The 14,071-nt window shown below is 47.3% G+C and carries 13 protein-coding genes, 1 tRNA gene and 1 pseudogene; 11 read left to right on the top strand and 4 right to left on the bottom strand.

Annotated elements, in window-relative coordinates; genetic code table 11:
• The first annotated feature begins 69 nt into the window (after positions 1-69).
• Together asnB and MTO69_RS09825 are read left to right on the top strand one after the other, a co-directional pair.
• Positions 70-1,734: an asparagine synthase B gene (gene asnB, locus MTO69_RS09820; RefSeq protein ID WP_248328786.1), complete on the top strand. Its 1,665-nt coding sequence runs from the start codon at positions 70-72 to the stop codon at positions 1,732-1,734.
• Between the two features lie 293 nt (positions 1,735-2,027).
• On the top strand, positions 2,028-3,419 hold the full coding sequence (locus MTO69_RS09825; protein WP_248328788.1) for a peptide MFS transporter: 1,392 nt from the start codon (positions 2,028-2,030) through the stop codon (positions 3,417-3,419).
• 69 nt (positions 3,420-3,488) lie between these two features.
• Here MTO69_RS09825 and MTO69_RS09830 read toward each other — a convergent pair whose 3' ends face one another.
• On the bottom strand, positions 3,489-6,140 hold the full coding sequence (locus MTO69_RS09830; protein WP_248328790.1) for a beta-N-acetylhexosaminidase: 2,652 nt from the start codon (positions 6,138-6,140) through the stop codon (positions 3,489-3,491).
• Between the two features lie 403 nt (positions 6,141-6,543).
• Between MTO69_RS09830 and MTO69_RS09835 the strand changes: the two genes are divergently transcribed.
• The gene (locus tag MTO69_RS09835; RefSeq protein ID WP_248328792.1) at positions 6,544-7,410 is read left to right on the top strand and encodes a TraB/GumN family protein; all 867 of its coding nucleotides are present in this window, start codon (positions 6,544-6,546) and stop codon (positions 7,408-7,410) included.
• A gap of 306 nt (positions 7,411-7,716) precedes the next feature.
• On the opposite strand, the gene MTO69_RS09840 is transcribed toward MTO69_RS09835, so the two are convergent.
• Positions 7,717-7,793, bottom strand: a tRNA-Pro gene (locus MTO69_RS09840).
• A 261-nt stretch (positions 7,794-8,054) separates the two neighbouring features.
• Here MTO69_RS09840 and MTO69_RS09845 point away from each other — a divergent pair.
• The 3 genes from MTO69_RS09845 (at position 8,055) to rluF (ending at position 10,031) form a co-directional block, all read left to right on the top strand.
• A complete protein-coding gene (locus MTO69_RS09845; RefSeq protein WP_248328794.1) occupies positions 8,055-8,195 on the top strand; it encodes a DUF3149 domain-containing protein in 141 nt (46 codons plus the stop codon).
• A 132-nt stretch (positions 8,196-8,327) separates the two neighbouring features.
• Positions 8,328-8,909, top strand: a complete 582-nt coding sequence (gene smrA, locus MTO69_RS09850) for a DNA endonuclease SmrA (RefSeq protein WP_248328796.1) — start codon at positions 8,328-8,330, stop codon at positions 8,907-8,909.
• 93 nt (positions 8,910-9,002) lie between these two features.
• Complete coding sequence (rluF, locus tag MTO69_RS09855) at positions 9,003-10,031, top strand: 23S rRNA pseudouridine(2604) synthase RluF (protein WP_248328798.1); 1,029 nt, start codon at positions 9,003-9,005, stop codon at positions 10,029-10,031.
• A gap of 340 nt (positions 10,032-10,371) precedes the next feature.
• Here the strand turns inward: rluF and upp are convergent, their stop codons facing one another.
• Positions 10,372-10,998 (bottom strand): uracil phosphoribosyltransferase, encoded by a 627-nt coding sequence (gene upp / locus MTO69_RS09860; protein ID WP_248328800.1) that lies wholly within the window; start codon positions 10,996-10,998, stop codon positions 10,372-10,374.
• Between the two features lie 176 nt (positions 10,999-11,174).
• On the opposite strand from upp, the gene purM reads away from it, so the two are divergent.
• The 5 genes and pseudogenes from purM (at position 11,175) to MTO69_RS09885 (ending at position 13,583) form a co-directional block, all read left to right on the top strand.
• Positions 11,175-12,215, top strand: coding sequence for a phosphoribosylformylglycinamidine cyclo-ligase (gene purM / locus MTO69_RS09865; protein ID WP_248328802.1), 1,041 nt, complete (start codon positions 11,175-11,177; stop codon positions 12,213-12,215).
• A 2-nt stretch (positions 12,216-12,217) separates the two neighbouring features.
• Entirely contained in the window at positions 12,218-12,859 is a 642-nt protein-coding gene (gene purN, locus MTO69_RS09870; RefSeq protein ID WP_248328804.1) for a phosphoribosylglycinamide formyltransferase, read from the top strand.
• 61 nt (positions 12,860-12,920) lie between these two features.
• Positions 12,921-13,076: pseudogene (locus MTO69_RS09875) on the top strand (DUF533 domain-containing protein); the annotation flags it as partial.
• A 109-nt stretch (positions 13,077-13,185) separates the two neighbouring features.
• A complete protein-coding gene (locus MTO69_RS09880; protein ID WP_039478024.1) occupies positions 13,186-13,392 on the top strand; it encodes a YaeP family protein in 207 nt (68 codons plus the stop codon).
• Entirely contained in the window at positions 13,392-13,583 is a 192-nt protein-coding gene (locus MTO69_RS09885; RefSeq protein ID WP_248328806.1) for a DUF4250 domain-containing protein, read from the top strand. Before MTO69_RS09880 ends, MTO69_RS09885 begins: the two co-directional genes overlap by 1 nt.
• 67 nt (positions 13,584-13,650) lie before the next feature.
• Here the strand turns inward: MTO69_RS09885 and MTO69_RS09890 are convergent, their stop codons facing one another.
• The gene (locus tag MTO69_RS09890; RefSeq protein WP_248328808.1) at positions 13,651-14,001 is read right to left on the bottom strand and encodes a DUF3622 domain-containing protein; all 351 of its coding nucleotides are present in this window, start codon (positions 13,999-14,001) and stop codon (positions 13,651-13,653) included.
• Between the last annotated feature and the right edge of the window lie 70 nt (positions 14,002-14,071).

A 14,071-nucleotide genomic window follows, 5' to 3' on the forward strand; every position in this document is an offset into this window, starting at 1 on the left:
CGGTTGATTTTTTTAATCAAAATGGCAAATTGAACTCAACAGATTAAATTTATTTTAAAGGGAAGTTGTATGTGTTCGATTTTCGGTATTTTAGACATCAAAAGTGACGCAGAAGCGCTACGCCCAGTAGCGCTAGAAATGTCTAAAAAGCTTCGCCACCGTGGCCCAGACTGGTCTGGTATTTACTCTTCAGAGAAAGCAATCCTTGCTCACGAGCGTCTGGCGATCGTTGGCCTCAACAGCGGTGCTCAACCTCTTTACAGCCCTGATAAAAAACACATCCTTGCAGTTAACGGCGAAATCTACAACCACAAAGAGATTCGTGCTCGTTACGAGGGCAAATACGACTTCCAAACGGATTCAGACTGTGAAGTGATCCTAGCCCTATACCAAGATATGGGCGCAGATCTGCTTGAAGAGCTCAACGGCATCTTCGCTTTCGTTCTTTACGATGAAGAGAAGGACCAATACCTAGTCGGTCGTGACCACATCGGTATCATTCCACTTTACCAGGGCCATGATGAGCACGGTAACTACTACGTAGCTTCAGAAATGAAAGCACTGGTTCCTGTTTGTAAGACGGTCAGCGAGTTTCCACCGGGTAGTTACTACAGCTCAACAGATTCAGAGCCACAGCGTTACTACATTCGTGACTGGAACGAGTACGCTGCTGTTCAAGGCAATTCAACCAGCAAAGAAGAGCTGACTGAAGCGCTGGAAGCCGCCGTTAAACGCCAACTGATGACAGACGTTCCTTACGGTGTATTGCTTTCTGGTGGTCTGGACTCTTCTATCACGTCAGCAGTGGCTAAGCGCTTTGCGGCGATGCGTATCGAAGACGATGAGAAGTCAGAAGCCTGGTGGCCTCAACTGCACTCATTTGCGGTTGGTCTGGAAGGCGCTCCCGATCTTAAAGCCGCTCGAGAAGTTGCCGAGCAGATCGGTACTGTCCATCATGAGATGACTTACACTATTCAAGAAGGTCTGGATGCCATTCGCGACGTTATTTACCACATTGAAACTTACGACGTCACCACGATTCGTGCCTCGACCCCTATGTTCCTAATGGGCCGCAAGATTAAGGCGATGGGTATCAAGATGGTACTCTCTGGCGAAGGTGCAGATGAGATTTTTGGTGGTTACCTATACTTCCACAAAGCGCCGAACGCAAAAGAGTTCCACGAAGAAACAGTGCGCAAGCTACTGGCACTCAACATGTTTGACTGTGCTCGTGCCAACAAATCTCTTGCTGCTTGGGGGGTTGAGGGTCGTGTACCTTTCCTAGATAAAGAGTTTATCGATGTCGCAATGCGCCTCAACCCAGAGGACAAGATGTGTGGCAACGGTAAGATGGAAAAACATATCCTTCGTGAGTGTTTTGAGCATTACCTACCAGAATCTATCGCATGGCGTCAGAAAGAGCAGTTCTCGGACGGTGTTGGCTACAGCTGGATTGATACGCTAAAAGAAGTCGCTGAAGCGAAAGTGACAGATCAGCAAATGGAGACGGCAGCATACCGATTCCCGTACAACACCCCAACCACTAAAGAAGGCTACGCTTACCGTGAAATCTTCGAAGAGCTGTTCCCACTCCCATCAGCGGCTGAGTGTGTACCTGGTGGCCCATCAGTAGCCTGTTCTTCTGCTAAAGCAATTGAATGGGATGAGTCATTCAAGAACATGGCCGACCCATCAGGCCGCGCAGTTAAGAGCGTACACAACGACGCTTACTAAGCAAAAGTTCGATACAAAGGCACCGACTTCGGTGCCTTTTTTATTGCAGTTTAAATACCAACACACCAAATCAGTGATGGCTGCAACCACTTAGAAAAGCCACCTCAGTTTTGCAAACTAAGTTTGTAGCACGAAGCCAGCCCTTCGAACACCCTACTTTTATTTATGTAAATCATAAACTTAAGCCCACAAAGGCCATTAAGCCTGATTTAGGTAGAGTTTGCAGATAATTAACCTAAGGAGTATATGTAGTTAAAAATTAAAATCTGTAATATGCAAAATTAGTAAAACTTATGACAAACCAACATCGACAATTCTTCGGCCACCCACGCGGGCTGTTCCTCCTGTTTGGCACTGAGCTTTGGGAGCGCTTCTCTTACTATGCAATGCGCGCCATTCTTGTGCTTTATCTTACCGACACCACCCTCAATGGCGGTCTCGGCTGGTCCACCAAAGATGCCCTTGACCTCTACGGCATCTATACTGGGCTGGTTTATATAACCCCTATGATTGGTGGCTATCTGGCTGACAACTACCTTGGCCAACGTCGATCCATTTTGATCGGTGGTGCCCTAATGGCAGTCGGACAATTTACTTTGGCGCTGCCTGCCGACATGATTGGTATGAGCGTTACTCACAGTTTTTATCTTGGTCTGGCACTGCTAATCGTAGGTAACGGGCTATTCAAACCAAACATTTCAACTATGGTCGGTGACCTTTACCAAGAAGGTGATAACCGCCGAGACGGTGCGTTTACTATCTTCTACATGGGGATCAATATTGGTGCGCTACTGGCAGGTGTCATCTCTGGCTCGGTGACCAACGAACTCGGTTGGAAAGCGGGCTTTGTTGTTGCCGGGATCGGTATGCTCATTAGCCTTGTTATGCAGATGACACTGGCAAGATCTTGGCTTGGAGACATTGGTGTGGTTCCAGCGGCCACGCGTGACCTTGAGAACAAGCAATCAGCTCAAAAACAGCCTCTTACTAAGCAAGAAGTTGATCGTCTGAAAGTTATCTTGGTTATGGGGCTGTTTGTCATCGTTTTCTGGGCCGGTTTCGAACAAGCGGGCGGCCTGATGAACATCTACACGCAGCAGTACACCGACCGCATGATTGGCAACTTTGAAGTGCCAGCGGCCTGGTTCCAGTCATTGAACCCGTTCTTCATCATTACTCTGGCACCTGTACTCGCAGCGCTGTGGGTCAAACTTGGGCCTAAAGAGCCAAACTCTCCAGTTAAATTTGCCCTTGCTCTATTCTTCCTTGCGTTAGGCTTCCTATGTATGGTGGGCGCAGTTATGGAACAAGGCGGAGACACAGCAGTAAAAACCTCAATGTTGTGGCTCGTTGGCGCCTTCTTCTTCCACACGCTAGGCGAGCTATGCCTGTCGCCTATTGGTCTGTCACTGGTCACCAAACTCGCTCCGTTGCGTCTAGCGTCGCTGATGATGGGCGCTTGGTTTGGCTTCAACGCCATTGCTAACTACGTGGCGGGATTGATTGGCTCACACGTCGGCGAGCTGGGCGCAATGCCTATTTTCGGTGGTATTGCTATTGCGGCCACTGTATCAGGTGTGATTCTGCTTATGTTCTCAAATACATTAGTCCGTTGGATGCATGGTGCAGAAACCCCCATCAGTAATGCAGTACAAGTGGAACAACAGCAAGCTCAGGTTGCTTAAACTCTAGTCTGTTATAAAAACGCCCGGCCAGTTGGCCAGGCGTTTTGGTCGTTAACCTAATCAATGGAATCAGTTCAGACTGGTCACTCGACTCACTCGCTCCCCCGTCGCCGAGACTGAGCGGACAAAAACTTCACCTTTCACCGCTGGGCGAGCGTCGTCCGCATATGGCAGCCAGTTTTCACCATCGAATGAGTATTGTAACTCAACTCCTGGGAACTGAACGTTCATGACTAGCTTGCCATCGGCGACTTTCGCACCCGGTACCGGTAAACGATATTCAATGCCTGACTTTTCAAGCTTAGCCAGTTCACGTTGACCAAGTACATTGGCAAAGCGGTTGTAGTCTTGGTTTAGCGCCGCTTTATCTACTAAGTTAGAGTTTTGCGAGTATTCAACACCCACTTTGTAGTCGTTTTCCCAATCAGCACGGTGCCATGCACGCTCAGCGGCTGCCAGTACGCGAGGGAATACCATGTACTCGTATTGCTCGTCGTTACGTACTGTCTCAGACCAAAGCTGTGCCGATAGACCGTAGAAAGGTTTCGCTTCGATTTCACCTTTACCGGTAAAGCCATTGCCATCACGATCTAATGACGTTTCGGCGTTCTGAGGCATGTTTTCAGGGGCAAAACCAAACATCTTACGCGTATCCGTTGCACGTGTTGCCCAGTAGTAACCACGCTCCTTGGGGTCAGCTTCGTAAGGCATATCCATATATACATAGTCTGGGTTCGACACAATTACGTCATACCCCTTCTGTGACCATTCGTACACCGACGATGTCCCGCCCCAGTAGAGTACGTCCCAGAAATTGACACGCGTGCTCTCTGTTGCAAACGCCTTTTCACCTTCGCTGTACTTCAAACCATCTTGCCAAGCTTGGAAGTTTGCAATGCCCTTCTCTGCCACAATCTTAGACACTTCTTCTGCGAAGTGGCTTGGTAGGTGAGCAAAGTCACTGACTGTACCATCCGTGATTAGTGTCTGACATTGTGGCGACTGTGCAAACGGCTTATCTTGTTTAGACAGATCAATCGTGCCTTTCCAGCTGACTTTGTCTTGGGCGTTAACGTCTTGGAAACCTGCCGCAAGCTTGATGTTCTTCGCTTCATCACCACCGAAGTGCCATGTCGTTAGCGGTGCGCCCGCCTCGATGTGCATTGCTGCTACTTCAGAAATCACTTTATCAACAAAGCGAGTCGACGACTCCATACATGGGTTGATAAAGCTTTGCTTGTTGTAGAACTGAACCGTCGTCACGTTAGATTGGTCCATTGGGTCCATCAAGCGGTACTCATTTGCTGCCGCTTCTTTGCCCTCTTCCATCAGACGATCGTAACGTGCTTCCATTGAAACCACAGCTGCACGAGCATGCGCTGGCATATCGATTTCTGGAATCACTTCGATGTTACGTGCTTTAGCGTATTTTAAAATGTCCACGTAGTCGGCTTTACTGAAGTAGCCAGAGCCAAAGTTGTCTGTTGTTGGACCCGATCCAAGCTGAGGCAGTAAACAGCTTTTCTCTTCAACATCAAAACAACGCTTGGCACCGACTTCAGTCAGCTCTGGTAGACCTGGGATTTCAATACGCCAACCTTCATCATCGGTAAGGTGAAGGTGCAATTTGTTCATCTTGTACGCGGCCATCTGGTCTAGCGTCGCAAGAATAGCGTCTTTAGAGTGGAAGTTGCGCGCCACATCCACCATCACACCGCGATAGTCAAAACGAGGCGCGTCTTTGATCGACAGTTGTGGTAGAGACTCCGCGTTTTGGCTATCTATCAGGCCAAAGATAGATTGTACTGCGTAGAAAGCACCTGCTTGGTCAAATGCTTTAATCGCAATACCATCGCCTTTGATGCTCATTTCGTAAGCACCAGATTTTGCGAGTTCCCCTGTGAAGTCTGCTGGAACAAGGGCGATGCTTACAGCAAGCTCACCCGCAACATCCACACCTACCACTTCGCCACGTGCTTGAATCGCTGCAAATTGTGCCGCATCAAACGCCTCTGCCGGCAAGGCAATACCACCAGCGATGTTCACTTTACCCTCACCCGCCTCAATAAACATTGGTGTAGGAAGTAAGGTGGTTGATACATCCTGTTTTGTTAGGTCTTGGTTTTTCTCGAAGCGAGACACTGCGCTCGCAAATACGTTGTTGTCATCTGGGGTACGCTTTAGGTTATTTCCCTCAAGGCCGGTGACGAAAGAAGCAACGTCTTCTGTATTAAGAGATGCAATCATCTTAGGCTCTGCGTTCGGCGCAGTCACAAAAGCGCCTGGCATGAAATCGGTTTCAAACAGCGTCCAGTACTCTCCAACCATAGGCAGGACAACTTCCTCGCCCGCAGCAAAACCTTCAAACTTGTCGGTGGGTTCCAACTTATGTAGGTCACCGGTTACTCGAGAAATTTTGAACTGATCATTGTCGACGTCCAAAATCAAACGAATGCTGTGGAAGTAGATCGCCCAATCTTTCGAGTCAATGGCTTCTCCTTGATTGACTAAGGTCATGTTGACCTGATTACAAGATGCCCACTCAGCGCCCAACTCCTGGCAAGCCAAACCTTCATTCGCGCCATGATTAGTGACAACCTGATACTGGACATCAAGATTCTCTGCCAAAGCATTGACAACAGTTTGCTCAGTTGACTGGAATGAAGCGCATCCGGCCAATGTAGCGAATACAGACGTTGCGATGAGACTGTGTTTAAACATCTTACTTACCCTTAAAAGTGGAACGAGGCCCGAAACAATAGGCGTCAAAATCAAGATGGCTTAAACATAGCTCGAGTTATTTCGCGTCGTAAAATTAATAATTACTAAAAGTGATCACTCTCAAAATTCACATTTCACCATTCGAAATAAACCAATAAAAACATTAAGTTAAGATGCTCGTTAAAATTGGCAGACTTATTTTGACGAGATTACTGAGAACAAAATCACACCTTTGCCCGGTAATCTAGCGAAATATTGATTAACGATCACACGATCGATTCTGTTGGCATAAAATCAAAAGACATAAGCGGTGCGTAAATGTGACATAAGCCGCAATTTTTTCTCCGTCAAACCTCGTTGAATTTAGGTAATCGACGTTTTTTACACAGCAGAAGGATACCTTATGCGCCAACTCTTACTCAGCGTCTTGCTGCTCATTACCGCTCAAGTCGCTGCAGAGCCGCTCTACTGGCAAGTTGAGAAAGGCAAACTTAAGTACATTATTGTCGGCTCAGTTCATGTCGGCGATGAGTCGATGTATCCATTGCCTAAGCGTCTGTTTGACGAGCTAGAGAGTAGCCAAGGATTGATCGTTGAAACCGACACCCGTAACAAGGGGGATCTGGTCTATCCAACCACTCGCCTATCGAGCCGCGACGTACTCACCACTCAGCAGCAGAAAGAGCTGTTGGGCTTAGCTAACTTACTCGAAATAAATGGTAGTGACTTGCTAAACACACCGCCCTGGGCTGCCGCCTTGGCGATTCAAATGAAGCAAATAGAGTACTTGGGCTATTCAACTGCAAACGGCGTGGACGTGCGCTTAATGGTCAAAGCAGATCTGTTGCAAGTGCCGACGCTAAGCTTAGAGTCAATGCAGTTCCAAATCGATCTTCTTACTGGTCAACCCATGGGTGGGCAAGAGATGTTGGTCAGCGTACTCGAAGAGTTTGACCACTCAGAAAACGCGCTGCGCTGCTTGATCACCAGTTGGAAAAACGGAGACATCGACAAACTCAACGAGTTCGCACAGTTAACCTCTATGTCGGAAGAGTTTGAGTACGCTTTCTTGACTGAGCGTAATCTCGACTGGGCAAAAAAGCTTGCTTCCCCAGAATGGCTGCCCAAACGAAAAGGCCAATACCTCATTGTGGTCGGTACCTTACATCTTATCGGTGAGCAAAGCTTACTCAAAATGCTTGAAAGAGAAGGGTTTACCATCAAGCAGCTGTCTCAAAGCCAACCAACGCGTTGTGAGTTCAAGTACTAACGTAAAGCGCACACATCGATTCAACTGAATCAGAAAATAACCAAAGCCTGCTGTTGAAGCAGGCTTTCTAAATATGGTCGGTGAAGAGACATACTTTGAACATCAGGCGAACCCCACTCGGTCGAATCACTAGTTCGCAGATGTAAAAAAGGCCCTGAAACTAATCAGAGCCGTTTTCTAAAAGTGGTCGGTGAAGAGACATACTTTGAACATCAGGCGAACCCCACTTGGGTTCAGATCCCATGCTAGCAAATAGTCATTCCCGAAAACGAAGAAAGCCTGCTATTGAAGCAGGCTTTCTGAAAGTGGTCGGTGAAGAGGGATTCGAACCCCCGACCCTCTGGTCCCAAACCAGATGCGCTACCAAGCTGCGCTATTCACCGATTAGTGTCTGAGCTATCAGCCCGTCAACGAGGTGGTATATTACGGATTCTAAATATGAACGCAAGCCATTTACGCAACTTTTTCTCACTTTCGGTTCGTTTGACTAAAACATCATCGACGGGCGACAAAGTGTGAGCAAAAACACACCAATCAATACAAATGCGCAACGTATTCACAACAATTGATCCAGATCAGTGTTGCATATTTAACCGCAGTTTACCTTAATTCCCGTCATCTCATTTTGTCTCGATGGAGGAACTATGGACTTTTGGCTCGATCTCCTATTTGGTAATGCGGTAGGTCTGTCTTCGATGATTGTGATCTTTGGCGCCTTAGGTCTTATGCTGTTCTATGGCGGTTTCATTATCTACAAAGTGACGAACGACAAATCTCCTCACTAGAATCGCTTAGCCCTATTCGCTATGCACCGAAGCAGATTGCTTGTCTGCTTCGGTTTTTTATTTCTAGCTTGATCACACTCTTACCCTAATGGGTATAATATCGATATTGTTTCCCCAGTTTGAGATGTCGCTATGTCTCACGACGACGACTTCGCTCTATTTCAGCAGATGATGGGCGATGTAAAACCCCTCGCCCAAGATACAGCAGAGCACAAAAAGCAGCATCAAGTGACGGATGCCCAACTTGCGAAGCGCGAAGCCGCGATTTGGCTAACGGAAGATGACCCGGAATATCTCTCTATCGATCACGCTCCAATGCTTAAGCCAGAAGATATGATTGAGTTTAAGCGTGATGGGGTGCAAGAGGGCGTCTATCGCAAGTTACGCCTTGGAAAATATCCTATTCAAGCTCGCTTAGATCTGCATAGAAGAACCCTAAAAGAAGCGCGCGATGAAGTAGTCAAATTTCTCAAGCAGTGCATCCAAATGGATATTCGTACTGTGGTCATTGTCCACGGACGTGGCGAGCGCTCTAATCCACCCGCATTGATGAAAAGCTACGTTGCTCAGTGGCTACAACAAATTCGTGATGTGCAATGCGTACATAGCGCGCAACGCTTTCACGGTGGTACAGGAGCTGTTTATGTCATGCTGCGTAAAAGTGCCGAGAAAAAGCTTGAAACCCGCGAGCGCCACCAAAAGCGCTTGGGGTAAATTGTCCTCCAGTGTTACACTTACTACTTGCAGCCACCACGGCTGCTTTTTGTTTTTAACGCCGTTGTGAAACGTAACTGAGGTAGCCAAACTATGTCCCAAGATTCCGCTAAACGCTTAAATAAATTTATCAGTGAAACCGGCTTTTGCTCGCGCCGCGAGGCAGACCGTTTAATCGAACAAGGCCGAGTAACCATTAATGGTAAAGTTCCAGAAATGGGAACCAAAGTGCAGTTGGGTGACGATGTTCGTGTTGACGACAAACCCATTGCAGCGGCGAGTGATAAGCCTATTTACATCGCATTAAACAAGCCAACCGGTATCACCTGTACCACAGAGCGCGATATCCCAGGCAACATAGTCGACTTCGTCGGACACAAAAAACGCATCTTCCCGATTGGCCGTTTAGATAAACCGTCTGATGGACTTATTTTCCTGACCAACGATGGCGATATCGTCAACAAGATCCTTCGCGCGGGTAACAACCACGAAAAAGAATATGTGGTACGGGTTGATAAACCTATTACCGACAGTTTCATTAAACAGATGTCTTCAGGCGTTAACATCCTAGACACCGTTACCCTGCCGTGCAAAGTAGAAAAAGAGACAAAATATTCGTTCCGCATTGTGCTGACTCAGGGCTTAAACCGTCAAATCCGCCGCATGTGTGAGGCGCTCGGCTATGAGGTATTTAAACTTCGTCGTGTGCGTATTATGAACATCTCACTTGATGGTATTCCCAACGGTCAATGGCGCTACTTAACAGACGCAGAAGTGGCTGAGATCGTGGCGATGTGTGAAGATTCAAGCGGCACAGAAGAAGCATCAAAAGTGGATGCGAAAGGTCAACGTATCCGCCGTGCGACTGATGCCAAGCTATTTGATAGTCGTGAAGAAAATCAGCAATCAACAGCTCGCCGCAACCAAAAACAGCGCACCTTTAAAGGCCGTAACGCCGACGAGTTCCGTCACGCTCCAAATTCGAAAAAGGGTCGCAGCGGTGATAAACACAATGAGTCGAAAGGTAAGTCAGCGAAAGGGAAAACCTTCTATAAGCCGGCTGCAGATAAAACGCAGCGACCCGCAAAACCCAAAGGCGGCACGTTGAGTTTGAAAAAATAAGCGAGAAGCGAGAAGCGAGAAGCGAGAAGCGAGAAGCGAGAAGCGAGAAGCGAGAAGCGAGAAGCGAGAAGCGAGAAGCGAGAAGCGAGAAGCGAGAAAATTTGAAGGGTTGACAGTTTGTATCAACCCTTTTCTTTTAAATTCAGACATTTAAGTTTAATCAGAAAACCACATTGTCAGCAAATTTAGACTTAATCACCACAAACACCTCTCGAAGGGCGCAGCCCGGTCTAACTTCTCGAAGGACGAAGTCCGGTCTCGGAGCGCAGCGTTCTCGATTTTCATAGGACGAAAAAAAGAGAGCCCTAAGGCTCTCTTCTCAATAACTTAACATCGTCGCTTATAGCGTACCGAAGATCTTGTCACCAGCATCACCAAGACCTGGGACAATGTAGCCTTTGTCATTAAGCTTGTCGTCGATAGCCGCCGTGTAAAGCTCAACATCTGGGTGCGCTTTTTCTAGCGCTTCAATACCTTCAGGAGCGGAAACCAGTACAAGCACCTTGATTGATTGACAGCCCTTCTCTTTCAATAGATCAATAGTTGCAATCATTGAGCCGCCAGTCGCAAGCATAGGATCAACCACGAGTGCGATACGTTCATCGATGTTTGATGCCAGTTTATTGAAGTAAGGTACCGGCTCAAGCGTTTCTTCGTCACGGTAGATACCTACCACACTGATACGTGCACTCGGCATGTGCTCAAGTACCCCATCCATCATACCTAGGCCAGCACGTAAAATAGGCACAACGGTGACTTTTTTACCTTTAATTTGGTCAACTTCGACAGGACCGTTCCAACCTTCAATGGTCACTTTTTCCGTTTCAAAGTCTGCTGTTGCTTCATAAGTTAACAAGCTGCCTACTTCTGTCGCTAGCTCACGAAAGCGCTTGGTGCTGATGTCACCTTCTCTCATTAGACCCAGTTTGTGCTTAACAAGAGGATGCTTTACTTCAACAACTTTCATTTCCATCTCCGGATATCAGGTAAAATTTAAACAAACCTGCAGATTATAAACGATTTCGTCAGAAAATTCCGCTTCTATCGGCAACAAAAAAAGTTGCGCAAACGTTTGCTCTTTATATTTAACCACTGGTAGAATAGCGCCGTTTTCATATCCAACTTCAAACAGAGGACTTCCCTGTGAGTGCTGATAACACTTCTCTTAGCTATAAAGACGCTGGCGTTGATATCGATGCAGGCAACGCGCTTGTTGACCGTATCAAAGGTGCTGTAAAACGTACACGTCGCCCAGAAGTAATGGGTGGTATTGGTGGTTTCGGCGCATTGTGTGAGCTACCAACTAAATATAAGCAACCCGTATTGGTATCAGGCACTGACGGTGTCGGTACTAAGCTACGTCTTGCTTTGGATATGAAAAAGCATGACACCATCGGCGTCGACCTTGTTGCTATGTGTGTGAATGACCTCATCGTTCAAGGCGCTGAGCCACTATTCTTCCTCGACTACTACGCGACGGGTAAACTGGATGTGGATACTGCTGCAGATGTGGTATCAGGTATCGCTGACGGTTGTGTTCAAGCAGGCTGTGCCCTAATTGGCGGCGAAACTGCCGAAATGCCAGGCATGTACGAAGGCGAAGACTACGACGTCGCTGGCTTTTGTGTCGGTGTGGTAGAAAAAGAAGACGTGATTGACGGCACTAAAGTGGCAGCAGGCGACGCACTTATCGCTGTTGGCTCTAGCGGCCCACACTCAAACGGCTACTCACTGATCCGTAAGATCCTAGAAGTTTCTGGTGCAGACAAGAGCGAAGAACTCGCAGGTCGCACTATCGGTGAACACCTTTTAGAACCCACTAAGATTTACATCAAATCCGCACTTAAAATGATTGAGAAACACGATATCCACGCGATTTCTCACATTACCGGTGGTGGTTTCTGGGAAAACATTCCACGCGTTCTTCCACAAGGCACTAAAGCCGTTGTCGATGGTAACAGCTGGGAATGGCCAATCATTTTCAAATGGCTACAAGAAAAAGGCAACGTAACCACCCACGAAATGTATCGTACCTTCAACTGTGGTGTTGGCCTTGTCGTTGCGCTACCGAAAGATCAGGCACAGGCCGCTGTCGAGCTATTAACCGCTGAAGGCGAAAACGCTTGGGTAATTGGTGAAATCGCGAACGCTGCAACTGGCGAAGAACAGGTAGAGATCAAATAAGTATGAAAAGTATCGTTGTTCTAGTATCAGGCAATGGCTCTAACTTGCAGGCGATCATCGATGCTTGTGAGACCAGCATTACTGGCGGCCGCGTGACAGCCGTTTTTTCAAACAAAGCTGAAGCGTACGCATTAGAGCGCGCCAAAAAGGCTGGAGCTGGGGCGCACTTCCTTGATCCTAAAAGCTTCGATACCCGTGATGCTTTTGACCATGAGTTAATGAAGCAGATTGATGAATATCAGCCTGATGTCATTGTTCTTGCTGGTTATATGCGCATCCTTAGCGGCGAGTTTGTGCGCCACTATATGGGCCGCATGATCAATATCCACCCTTCTTTGCTGCCTAAGTACCCGGGGCTGAACACCTATCAGCGTGCGATTCACGCTGGTGATGAAGAACACGGTACCAGCGTACACTTTGTTACCGAGCAACTCGATGGTGGCCCGGTCATTCTTCAAGCTAAGGTGCCTATTTTTGATGAAGATACGGTAGAAACACTGACTGAGCGAGTGCAGAACCAAGAACATCGCATCTATCCTATGGTCGTTAAATGGCTAGTGGAAGAGCGTTTGGAAATGAAGGACGGCAAAGAGGCCTATCTTGATGGCCAGCGCCTCGGCATTCATGGTTATGCGCAAGAGTAACCAGTGGATTCAAATTCACTCAAAGGCGAGCTTAGCTCGCCTTTATTGTTTGTATTGGTAACCACAGCAAGCCGCCGAGATCTATCTCGCTTCACTCATCGTGATTGATGAGCAAAACACCATGGAATAAGTCTATTTGAATGAACTGGCAAAGCAGCTCAAATTGCAGCCAGAGGTTATTGAGCAACTTCACTTACAACTCAATCAGTTTGATTAGAAAACCAGCAGCATGAGCCTAGCCTTGCGCTAGGACAAGTCGATGCTTTGAGTTTCCTTACTGGTATGTGTATATTTGAGAGCAGTTATCATTTATTGGAGTAGAGCCCATGCAAGTCTACGGCTGTTGTGAGTTGGTGCGCGAACTTTATGCGCAAATTGGAAGTGGCGATCAAGCCTATGTACCCCAGGCGATTTCGTGCGCAGTGAGAGCGTTAAATGATATTGCTGCTGACGAATCTTTACCTAAAGAAGCGCGCGAAAAAGCGGCATTTGCAGCAGCCAACCTGTTGATTTCAGATTTCGAGGATAAGTAATGAACCTAGCTAACTTCGAGTCAATGGATCCTGTGATGCTTATGAGTATCGTCAATATGAAGTTGCGTGATGATTTTGCCGGCGATCTCGATAAGTTAGCGGCATATTTTGATATCGACAAGACGGCTCTCGAAGCCAAGCTTGCAAAAGCTGGATTCGACTTCTTACCTGAAGCCGGTCAATTTCGCTAACTAGGTAACCAGCCCAGAGACAAAAAAACCGCCTATTTGGCGGTTTTTTCAATCAGGTAATGCATGATTACTCTTCGTTGAAGAAGTCGTCTTCGTCGTCGATTTCAGCTTGAGCTGCTGCTAACTTAGCTTGTTCAATACGACGTGCCTTCTTTTCTGCGGCTTCTTGAGCAAGACGCTCCTCACGTTCGATACGAACCTTACGCGCTTCACCTTTACGCTCGTTACGCGCTGCTTGGTTTTGAATGAAACCAGCAAGTTCTTTTTCTGCCCACTCTTGCGCTTGAGCTTCAGTTTCAAAGCCAGTTTCACGCTTAGATACTGAGGTTTTACGTGAGGTCACTTGGCGAGTGATCTCAGCACACCAGCCGTTGCGTTTTTCACTAACGCGAATGGCAAATTTCTTATTGTTCGACATATTCATTTCCTAAGGGATTGTTTAGGGATTTAGCCATCCCTTGGCAAGCGCGGTATTAGAGCATAGAAAG

This window comes from Vibrio sinaloensis (assembly GCF_023195835.1).
GTDB classification, from domain to species: Bacteria; Pseudomonadota; Gammaproteobacteria; order Enterobacterales; family Vibrionaceae; genus Vibrio; species Vibrio sinaloensis_C.

Bases quoted from the DNA above. Each gene is read 5' to 3' on its own strand.
- asnB (WP_248328786.1), top strand. From the start codon at position 70: ATGTGTTCGATTTTCGGTATTTTAGACATCAAAAGTGACGCAGAAGCG.
- MTO69_RS09825 (WP_248328788.1), top strand. From the start codon at position 2,028: ATGACAAACCAACATCGACAATTCTTCGGCCACCCACGCGGGCTGTTC.
- MTO69_RS09830 (WP_248328790.1), bottom strand. From the start codon at position 6,140: ATGTTTAAACACAGTCTCATCGCAACGTCTGTATTCGCTACATTGGCC.
- MTO69_RS09835 (WP_248328792.1), top strand. From the start codon at position 6,544: ATGCGCCAACTCTTACTCAGCGTCTTGCTGCTCATTACCGCTCAAGTC.
- MTO69_RS09845 (WP_248328794.1), top strand. From the start codon at position 8,055: ATGGACTTTTGGCTCGATCTCCTATTTGGTAATGCGGTAGGTCTGTCT.
- smrA (WP_248328796.1), top strand. From the start codon at position 8,328: ATGTCTCACGACGACGACTTCGCTCTATTTCAGCAGATGATGGGCGAT.
- rluF (WP_248328798.1), top strand. From the start codon at position 9,003: ATGTCCCAAGATTCCGCTAAACGCTTAAATAAATTTATCAGTGAAACC.
- upp (WP_248328800.1), bottom strand. From the start codon at position 10,998: ATGAAAGTTGTTGAAGTAAAGCATCCTCTTGTTAAGCACAAACTGGGT.
- purN (WP_248328804.1), top strand. From the start codon at position 12,218: ATGAAAAGTATCGTTGTTCTAGTATCAGGCAATGGCTCTAACTTGCAG.
- MTO69_RS09880 (WP_039478024.1), top strand. From the start codon at position 13,186: ATGCAAGTCTACGGCTGTTGTGAGTTGGTGCGCGAACTTTATGCGCAA.
- MTO69_RS09885 (WP_248328806.1), top strand. From the start codon at position 13,392: ATGAACCTAGCTAACTTCGAGTCAATGGATCCTGTGATGCTTATGAGT.
- MTO69_RS09890 (WP_248328808.1), bottom strand. From the start codon at position 14,001: ATGTCGAACAATAAGAAATTTGCCATTCGCGTTAGTGAAAAACGCAAC.